Consider the following 8,056-nt stretch of genomic DNA (forward strand, 5'->3'; position numbering starts at 1 on the left):
AGCCTAAGCCGCCGAGCGGGTGCGGCAGCAGTGCTGCTTGGGAAGAATGCCCAGCGTGATCGTCGACTGTGCCCTCTACCAGCACGGGCGCCGGACCGAGGGCCCGGCGGACTTCTCCGACGCCCTGGACGAGGCGCGCGCCGCGGGGGACGCCTTCGTGTGGATCGGCGTGCACGAGCCGACGGAGGACGAGTTCGACCGGGTCACCCAGGAGTTCGCGCTGCATCCGCTGGCGGTCGAGGACGCCCTCAAGGCGCACCAGCGGCCGAAGCTGGAGGTGTACGAGGACTCGCTGTTCATGGTCCTGAAGCCGGTGGTGTACGAGCCGGAGAGCGACACGGTGTCGTCGGGCGAGCTCATGATCTTCATGGGGGACGCGTTCGTGGTGACGGTCCGGCACGGCGAGGGCGCGCCGCTCGGCAGCGTACGGCACCGACTGGAAGCGGAACCGGAAGTTCTGAAGCACGGTCCGACGGCGGTGCTGTACTCCATCGCCGACGCCGTCGTGGACCACTATCTGGAGGTCGCCGAGGAGCTCCAGACGGACCTGGAGGTCCTGGAGGCGGAGGTGTTCTCGCCGGACAGCGGCGGCTCGCGGAACTCGGCGTCGCGGATCTACCGGTTCAAGCGCCAGATCCTGGAGTTCCGCCGGGCCACGGGGCCGCTCGCGGTGCCGCTCTCCCGGCTCGCCGGGGTGGGCCCGCCCGGCCGCGCCGTGCCGTACGTGAACGAGTCGGCGCAGCCCTATCTGCGGGACGTCAGCGACCATCTGACGCGGGTGAACGAGTCCGTGGAGGGCCTGGACCGCCTGGTGACCGACATCCTGTCGGCGCATCTGGCGCAGATGAGCGTCCGGCAGAACGACGACATGCGGAAGATCTCCGCCTGGGCGGCCATGGCGGCCGTGCCCACGATGATCGCGGGCGTCTACGGCATGAACTTCGAGCACATGCCCGAGCTGGCCTGGTGGTGGGCGTATCCGGCGGTGATCCTGCTGATGGCCGTTCTGGAAGTGGTCCTGTACCGGATGTTCAAGCGCCGGGGCTGGCTGTAGGCCACGCGCGCGTGGCGGGACGCGCGCGCCTGCGCGAGGGGCGTGTGCGGGGCCTGTGCGAGGGCTGTCAGGCGAATTCGGGTGCGGTGGTCGCGGGACCGCCCAGGGCGTCGCGCCGCTCGGGCATCCGCAGGCTCACCATCCTGCGCCAGCCGCCGACGCGTTCGTACGCGTACAGGGCGTGGACGCCCGCCGCGAGGGCCCTGGCCTTGGTGGGCGTCCAGCCGAGGATGCGGCCCATGCGCTCCATGACGGCGAGGCTGACGTCGCGGTAGATCCGGATCTCGACGTGCGCGGTCTCCTGGAGCGTGCGCTGGATGGCACGGCCGTGGCCCGCGTACGCGAATCGGAGCAGCTCCTCGTGGCAGTAGGCCAGGTGGTTGTCCTCGTCGTTCGAGATCATCCGCACGGCCTTGCCGATCTCCGGGTGGTCGGCGAAGTGCTTGCGGAGCATCACCATCTGGTCGGCGGCCCGCTGCTCGGTGACCCGGCTGTGCGCCAGGTACGTGATGATGTCCTGCTCGGTCAGCGGCTCGTCGGCGCGGAGCTTGTCGTGCGCGAGGCCGATGCCGTGCTTCTCCAGGAGCATCGTGTAGTCGGTGTCGGGCGGGACCTCGCAGGGCTCCAGGCCGCGCTTGCGCAGGAGCGCGTTGAAGATCCGCCCGTGCTTGTCCTCGTCGGCGCCGTGCCGGGTGATCTTGGGGGCGAGGGCGCGCTGGCTCTCGGGCACGAGGGCGGCGATGCGCCCGTTCTCCCAGCCGCCCTGGGACTCCCCGCTGGCCGCGATGGAGCAGAACAGCCGGAACGACTCGTCGTTGTCGACGATCTCCCCGAAGAGACTCTTGGCCGAAAGCATCCCAGGCACCTCCATGCCGTCACGCACCACACGGACTTCCGCAAAGAACGAGTCAAATGCGGAGTGCGGGAGTAGGCAACAGCTGTACGGGCCAGCTCCGCCGAACGAAGGAGTTCAGCGGGCCGAACGGAGCCGTAACCGGAGGGCTCGTCGCGGCGTTGTGCTCCGTGACGGCCGTGGCGGGGAAGACCCCCCGAGCCCCCACCACGGCCGCGGAAACGTCAGGCCACCCCGGCCCGCTCCAGGGCCTCGGTGCCCGCCCGCAGCGCGGTGAGCCGCTCCTCGAGCGTGAAGCCCGCGGGCGACAGGGTGAGGGTGGTGACCCCGGCCGCCGCGTAGGCCCGCATCCGGTCGGCGATCCGGTCCACGGAGCCGAGCAGCGACGTCGAGTCGATGAGCGAGCGCGGCACGGCGGCGGCCGCGCCGTCCTTGTCGCCCGACAGGTACTTCTCCTGGATCTCGGCCGCTTCCTTCTCGTAGCCCATGCGGCACGCGAGCTGGTTGTAGAAGTTCTGCTTGCGGCTGCCCATGCCGCCCACGTACAGCGCCGTGTACGGCCGGAACATGTCGGCCAGCGCGTCGATGTCCCCGTCGCCGTCCTTGCCGACGGCCAGCGGCAGCGTCGGCACGACGTCGAAGCCCTCCATCGTCTTCCCGGCCTTCTCGCGCCCGGCCCGCAGGTGCTTGACGGCGGTCTCCTCCAGGTGCTCGGCGGCCGGGAAGATCAACAGGGCGCCGTCGGCGATCTCGCCCGTCTGCTCCAGGTTCTTCGGGCCGATCGCCGCGATGTACAGCGGGATGTGCTCGCGCTGCGGGTGCACGGTGAGCTTGAGGGGCTTGCCGGGGCCGCCCGGCAGGGGCAGCGTCCAGTGCTCGCCCTCGTACGACAGGCGCTCGCGGGTCATCGCCCTGCGGACGATCTCGACGTACTCGCGCGTGCGGGCCAGCGGCTTGTCGAACTTCACGCCGTACCAGCCCTCGGAGACCTGCGGGCCCGAGACGCCGAGGCCAAGCCGGAAGCGGCCGCCGGACAGCGAGTCGAGGGTGGCCGCCGTCATCGCCGTCATCGCGGGCTGCCGGGCCGGGATCTGGAAGATCGCCGAGCCGACGTCGATGCGCTCGGTCTGGGCCGCGACCCAGGACAGCACGGTGGCCGCGTCCGAGCCGTAGGCCTCGGCCGCCCAGCAGACCGCGTAGCCCAGCTTGTCGGCCTCCTTCGCGACGGTGAGGTTGTCCGCGTCCATCCCCGCGCCCCAGTAGCCGAGGTTGATCCCGAGCTGCATGGCCGAATCCCCTTACTGATGAGTAACGTCCCTGTGCCGGGGACTGTAGCGCGCGGCCGCGCGATCCGTCAGGGGCCGACCGCGCGGGTGCGTCCCGGCCGGTGCCGCGGGTCCGCCCCGGTGAGCGCCGTGGGTTCGCCCCGGTGGGGCCCTTGGGGGGGCATCAGGTTGTCCACACCCGCGCGTTTGTCCACAGGCATGCCCTGCGTGGAGGCGTGGCCAGTAATCTCGCGCCATGGAGCAGAGGCATCTCGGCCGCACGGGTCTGCGCGTGTCCCGGATCGGGCTCGGCACCCTCACCTGGGGCCGCCCCGAAGAGACCGGTGAGAACGACGCCGCGGACCTGCTGAAGGCCTTCTGGGAGGCGGGCGGCACCCTCGTCGACACGGCCGACGTGTACGGCGACGGCGAGGCCGAGTACCTCCTCGGCCGCCTCGTGGAGCGGCTCGTGCCGCGCCGCGACCTGGTGATCGCGACCAAGGCGGGCAGCGTGCCGGACCCCGACCGCCGCTTCGACTGCTCGCGCGGTCACCTCCTGTCGGCGCTCGACGCCTCCCTCGCCCGCCTCGGCACGGACTATGTGGACCTCTGGCAGGTGCACGCCTTCGACCCCCAGACCCCGCTGGAGGAGACGCTCCAGGCCCTGGACATCGCGGTCACCAGCGGCCGCGCGCGGTACGCGGGCGTGTCCAACTTCAGTGGCTGGCAGCTCGCCAAGGCCGCGACGTGGCAGCTGGCCGTCCCCAGCGCCCGCACCCGCCTCGCCAGTACGCAGATGGAGTACTCCCTGCTCCAGCGCGGCATCGAGCGCGAAGTGCTGCCCGCGGCCCTCGACCTGGGCGTGGGCCTGCTGCCGTCGTCACCGCTCGGCCGCGGCGTCCTGACCGGCAAGTACCGGCACGCGACCCCCTCGGACTCGCGGGGCGCCTCCGAGCAGTTCGCGCCCTTCGTCGCGCCGTATCTGGACGAGGCGGCGAGCCGGGTCGTGGACGCCGTCGCCATAGCGGCGGACGGGCTCGCCGTGAGCCCGCTCCAGGTGGCGCTCGCCTGGGTGCGCGACCGCCCGGGAGTGACCGCCCCGATCGTCGGCGCGCGCAACGCGCAGCAGCTCACGGCGGCGTTGTCAGTGGAGACCCTTAGTCTTCCTGACGAGATCTGCCAGGCGCTCGACGACGTGTCGGCGCCCGTGCACCGCTACCCAGACCAGGACTGGAGCACGCTGTGAGTACGGAGTCCGCTGCCGCGGAGGTTGCCGAGCCCGAGGCCCCACAGGCCGCGGCGGAGCCCGAGGCCGAGGCCGCACCGGAAGCCGACGCCACCCCGGAGGAGGCCGCCGCGCAGGCCGAGGACACGGAGGACGACGCGTCCGGGACGGCCGCCGGGCCCGAGAGCGCGGCGGACGCCGAGGGCAAGGCCGAGGCGGGGAGCGAGCTGTCCGAGGCCGAGGCCGAGCTGGCCGCCCAGCGGGAGCTGCGGCAGCGGATCGAGGAGCGCAAGGCCGCCAAGGAGGGCCCGCTGGAGGCGGGCGCCAAGCTCCAGGGCACGGCGGCGGACCTGCTCGCGGCGGTGCGGGCGGTGGAGAGCGGGGAGAAGCCCGTGGCCTCCGCGTTCCGCGAGCCCCAGCCCGTCGCGCCGCGCAGGCCCGCGCCGGAGCCGGTGCGGCGCCCGGCCCCCGAAGCCCCCGCGGCACCGGCCGAGCCCGCGGGGGAAGCCGTCGCCGCGGTGGCGGCGGTGCTCGCCGAGGGCGGCGCGCCCGCAGCGCTCGCGCCCAGGGCGGCGGCCGCGCTCGGCGAGGGTGCCGACGACCGCTTGCGCGAGGACCCCTGGCAGTTGCTGCGCCTGCCCGGGGTGCGGCCCGAGCAGGCCGACGGCTTCGCGCGGGCGCTGCTCGGCGACGCGTGCGGACCCGGGGACGAGCGCCGGGGCCGCGCCCTGACGGTGTGGCTCCTGGAGCAGGCCGCCCTCGCGGGGCACACGGCCCTCGACGCGGCCGCCCTCACCGCGGCCCTCGGGCAGCGCGCCGTGCCGGACCCCGAGGAGGCCATGCAGGGCGCCCTCGCCGAGGGGGACGTGCTCGTCTTCCAGGACGCGCTGGAGGAGGCCCCGCAGGCAGCCCCGGCCGCCGCCGCAGGTGACGAGGACGGCGAGTCCGAGGCGGAGGCCGCTGCTCCGGTCCGCGTCCTGTTCGGCCTCGAGCGGTACGCGATGGCGGAGGAGAGCCTCGCCGACGGCCTGGCCCGCGTCATCAACTCCCTGCCGAAGGACGACGGTTCGGGCCCGGACGCCGAGGCCTGGGAGTCCGCCGCGAGAGCGGCGACCGGCTCCGCCGCCGAGCTGATCCGTGCCGTCGCCGCGCACGGCCTGGTGCTGCACACCGGCGGCGAGGCGGCACGGGCCGAGCCCGCCGCCCTGGTGGCGGCGGCGCGCTCGCTCGGCCTGCGGGTGTGCGCGGCCGCGCACACGGCGGACGGCCAGCGCCGCCTCGCCGCGCAGGCGGGCATCGGCGCGGACGACGGCGAGGGTGAGGGCTGCGCCGTCACCGTGGCCGGGCTGCTGTCCGGGCAGCAGGGGCCCGGGCGGGACGCCGACGGCGCCCTGGCCGTGGACCTCCTCGTGGTCCTGGACGCGCCGCAGCTGGACGTGGAGGCGGCCGCCATGCTCGTCGAGTCGCTGCCGGACGGCGCCCGCCTGGTGCTCAGCGGCGATCCGGGCGTGCTGTGGTCGGCGGGCCCCGGCCGGGTCTTCGCCGACGTGCTCGCGGCCCGCGCCTGCCCGCAGATCGCCTCGCGCACCCCGGACCCCGGGCCCATCGGGGAGCTGGTGTCCGGCATCGGCGTCGGCGAGCTCACCGAGGTCGCAGCCCCGGACAAGGAAGTCGTGATCGTCCCGGTGCGCGACGCCGCGGACGCGATCCGGCGCACGGTGCAGCTCGTCGCGGACTCCGTGCCCCGCGCCATCGGCGTGCCCGCCGAGCACACCCAGGTCATCACGCCGGGCCACGGCGGAGCCGCGGGCACCCGCGCGCTGAACGCGGCGCTGAAGGAGCGGCTGAATCCCGGCCCCGGCCGCTTCGGCGGCTTCGACCCGGGCGACCGCGTCGCCCACGCCCCGGTGCCCGGCCGCACGGCGCTCGGCCGTGTCGTGCGGGCCGACGCGGAGGGCCTGCACCTGGAGTGCGACGGCTCCCCCGTGGTCGTGGCGAAGGAGCGGGTGGAGCAGAGCGTGCGGCACGCCTGGGCCATCACCGCGCACCAGGCGGCAGGCCGCCGCTGGCCCGCCGCGGTCGTGGTGCTGCCGGGCGACGCCGCCGCGGCCCTGACCCGGCCCTGGGTGTACGCGGCGTTCAGCCGCGCCGAGCGCCATCTGTCGGTGGTCCAGGGGGTCGCGCAGGCCCTGCCCCAGGCGGTCGCGCAGCGCCCGGCCAAGGAGCGCACGACCCGGCTGCGCACGCTGCTGCGGCCGCAGCTGCCCGAGGCGGACTAGGAGGCACGCGGACGCCCCCCCGGCCGGGTTACCGCCGGGGGCGTCCGCTTGTCCACGTGTCCGGGCGGCGCGACGAAATCCGCTGCGGTCCGGCCACGCCTAGAAGAGGCGCGGCGAGGCTCCCGAAGACAGGCGGAGCCGTGTCCGCGTACGGCTCCGCCACGTGGGCGCCACCAGCCCCGACGCGGCCACGGTCGCCGAAGCCACAGACGTCCGAAGCCGCGGTGCGGCGCACCCGGCACGGCCCTCAGGCGGGCTCGCCGCGCTCGTGGTCGACGACCTCCACGTCGTCGGTGTCGTCGTCGAGCGCCACGACCTCGTCCGGGTCGTAGTCGAGTTCGCCGTCCAGGTCGGGATCGGCTGGATCCGAACCGTCGTCGGCGTCCTCCAGGTCCTCCAGGCCGTCCGGCTCGTCGTCAAAGACCGCGCTGACGTCGAAGCGGCACACGACCCGCTGGGGGTCGCTCTGGTCGAAGGGGGCCTCCAGCCACTCGCCCGCCTCGGCGGGCTCGTCCAGGGCCGTCACCCACAGCGTGGAGTCGCCCTCCTCCAGGCCGAATTCCTTGTGCCGGGAAGCGATTTCGTCTGCTTCGAACTCACCGAAGAGCAGGCCGATGGCGCCCGGCAGCGTGCCCGCCTGGCGGTCGTCGTCCGTCGCGTCCTCGTCCGCGGCCTCGACGCGCGCGGCCTGGGCGAGGAGTCGCTGCGGCTCCGCCACCGCGTAGTCGCGCCGGATCAGCACGCTCAGGGCGGTGGGCTCCGCGGGGCCCTGGTACGGCGGCAGGCTGTCCTCCGCGCCGGGGATCTCGAAGGGGGTGACCTCGTCGTAGCGGTCGTAGAGCAGCTCGTCGTAGGTCTCGGCGGCGGCGGCCAGCTCGTTGAACGCGTCGTAGACGTCCGGATCGTCCTCGCCCGACCTGCGTTCGACCGCGGCGAGATGGCGGTCGAGCGCGGTCTTGACCGCCTCGGCGGCGGCGCGTACCTCGGCAGCGGTGGGCTGCGCAGCATCAGACATAGTGCAGACGCTATCCGTACCGGGCCTGTGCCCGCACAATAGATGCGATGCCGGAATACGAATTTGTCGACGTGTACGTTCCCCGCGGGGTCTCCCGCAAGGAAGCCACACGTCTCCTGACGGACCACGCAGAGTACGGACACTGGGAGTTGGACCGCCTCAGCCTGCACGCCGACGGCAGTCGGCGGGTGCGGCTGCGACGGCGCATCATCCGCCAGGCGAGGGCCACTTGGTGAGCCGTCACGGGCGGGGGGTGGGGGGGGGGGGGGGGGGGGGGCGGGGGGCGGGGGGGCGCCCCCCCCCCCCCCCCCCCCCCCCCCCCCCCCGCGGCCACCCCCCCCCCCCCCCCCCCCCCCCCCCGCGGG

Annotated in this window: 7 protein-coding genes; 4 read left to right on the plus strand and 3 right to left on the minus strand. The window is 74.2% G+C overall.

Going from position 1 to position 8,056, the window contains the following annotated elements:
* The first annotated feature begins 55 nt into the window (after window positions 1-55).
* Window positions 56-1,054 carry a magnesium/cobalt transporter CorA gene (gene corA, locus ACIG3E_RS30900; protein WP_399622850.1) on the plus strand — a complete coding sequence of 333 codons (999 nt, stop codon included), beginning with the start codon at window positions 56-58 and terminating at the stop codon, window positions 1,052-1,054.
* 67 nt (window positions 1,055-1,121) lie between these two features.
* Here the strand turns inward: corA and ACIG3E_RS30905 are convergent, their stop codons facing one another.
* Both ACIG3E_RS30905 and ACIG3E_RS30910 read right to left on the minus strand, forming a co-directional pair.
* Window positions 1,122-1,910 (minus strand): ferritin-like domain-containing protein, encoded by a 789-nt coding sequence (locus tag ACIG3E_RS30905; protein ID WP_399622851.1) that lies wholly within the window; start codon window positions 1,908-1,910, stop codon window positions 1,122-1,124.
* Between the two features lie 221 nt (window positions 1,911-2,131).
* The gene (locus ACIG3E_RS30910; RefSeq protein ID WP_399622852.1) at window positions 2,132-3,193 is read right to left on the minus strand and encodes an LLM class F420-dependent oxidoreductase; all 1,062 of its coding nucleotides are present in this window, start codon (window positions 3,191-3,193) and stop codon (window positions 2,132-2,134) included.
* 235 nt (window positions 3,194-3,428) lie between these two features.
* Between ACIG3E_RS30910 and ACIG3E_RS30915 the strand changes: the two genes are divergently transcribed.
* Both ACIG3E_RS30915 and ACIG3E_RS30920 read left to right on the plus strand, forming a co-directional pair.
* Window positions 3,429-4,418 (plus strand): aldo/keto reductase, encoded by a 990-nt coding sequence (locus ACIG3E_RS30915; protein WP_399622853.1) that lies wholly within the window; start codon window positions 3,429-3,431, stop codon window positions 4,416-4,418.
* Window positions 4,415-6,676: a helix-hairpin-helix domain-containing protein gene (locus tag ACIG3E_RS30920; protein ID WP_399622854.1), complete on the plus strand. Its 2,262-nt coding sequence runs from the start codon at window positions 4,415-4,417 to the stop codon at window positions 6,674-6,676. The genes ACIG3E_RS30915 and ACIG3E_RS30920 overlap by 4 nt, the downstream gene beginning before the upstream one ends.
* Before the next feature lie 247 nt (window positions 6,677-6,923).
* Here the strand turns inward: ACIG3E_RS30920 and ACIG3E_RS30925 are convergent, their stop codons facing one another.
* Window positions 6,924-7,691, minus strand: a complete 768-nt coding sequence (locus ACIG3E_RS30925; RefSeq protein WP_399622855.1) for a hypothetical protein — start codon at window positions 7,689-7,691, stop codon at window positions 6,924-6,926.
* Between the two features lie 47 nt (window positions 7,692-7,738).
* Between ACIG3E_RS30925 and ACIG3E_RS30930 the strand changes: the two genes are divergently transcribed.
* Window positions 7,739-7,927, plus strand: coding sequence for a DUF5703 family protein (locus ACIG3E_RS30930; protein WP_138958767.1), 189 nt, complete (start codon window positions 7,739-7,741; stop codon window positions 7,925-7,927).
* The last annotated feature ends 129 nt before the right edge of the window (window positions 7,928-8,056 follow it).

The organism is Streptomyces sp. NPDC053474, assembly GCF_044544845.1.
In the GTDB taxonomy this organism is placed as follows: Bacteria; Actinomycetota; Actinomycetes; order Streptomycetales; family Streptomycetaceae; genus Streptomyces.